Genomic DNA, 970 nt, shown 5'->3' on the forward strand with positions numbered 1-970 from the left:
GTACGAATATACATACACTGGCTCCGGAAAGGTATATGTGACAGCATTAGCCAAACCTGCTGATAAAGTCTCTTTGGTGTTAACGTCTCCGTCAGTTAGCAGGTTTGTAGCCCTGCCCGCGATGTACAGCGTCTTTCCGGCAATCAGATCGTAATTATCCTCCGCATAGGCCCTACCGTGCCACAGTAGGGGGATCAGGAACAATGCCACTAAGAATAGAATTGTCTTTCTCACTCACCCTCCCCCTCCTGACGGTATTGGCACAATGCCTGTTGTAGTGTCCGGTATCGCCCCCGATCCTCCAGATCCTCCCGGTGTCGGCGGTGCCCCGCTTAAACTGCTTGGTACAGGTCCAGATCCGGAAGTTGCCGCAGGGACTGGATTAGGCGTTGGCCTAGGCAGATCAAAAATGATCGTCGGCGCCGGTGCCGGATCGCCTGTATCTACATGATCCGGATCTTTAAACCCTCCGGTACTGTTGCGCGGATCTCCGGGTATCACCTTGACGCCCGGATCATCATGGGGCATGTCCGCAAGTGGGTCTNACCATATCCCAATCAGGCGGCGGCGGAATTACGCTGGATATCATGTTGGCCCACTCACCCATGTACGTGTCCCACTCGGGACACTCCAACATGTCAATAATCGTCTGGCAGCCGGCCGTGCAATCTGAAGATCCAGTGCCTCCGCTACCTCCGGGATCTGTAGGCGTCGGCGTCGGGCTTGGTGTCGGTGTTGCCGTCCCTACGCTGCCATCCGTGATCGTGACCGATCCCATACCGATCAAATTGCCTTGGGTACTGACGACTTTGACGGTGTACACTCCATTGCCCGCTAACGGGTAGGTCGCTGTATCTCGGGGGTTGTCTGTAATGCTTGCCAGGAGCTCACCGTCTTTGTATATGGCGACATATCCCGTGTTGACCAGTGGGTTACTCCAAACGAGTAAATCCCCCGCTTGATAGGGATT

Annotated in this window: 1 protein-coding gene; it reads right to left on the reverse strand. The window is 54.9% G+C overall.

The window, feature by feature from the left end; translation table 11 throughout:
* Window positions 1-234, reverse strand: a 234-nt coding sequence (locus KIH86_RS08830; RefSeq protein WP_223110403.1) for a hypothetical protein, incomplete at its 3' end; no start/stop codon positions are given.
* Window positions 235-970: the final 736 nt, after the last annotated feature.

Origin of the sequence: Paenibacillus sinensis, from assembly GCF_019904155.1 — a bacterium.
In the GTDB taxonomy this organism is placed as follows: Bacteria; Bacillota; Bacilli; order Paenibacillales; family Paenibacillaceae; genus Paenibacillus_AQ; species Paenibacillus_AQ sinensis.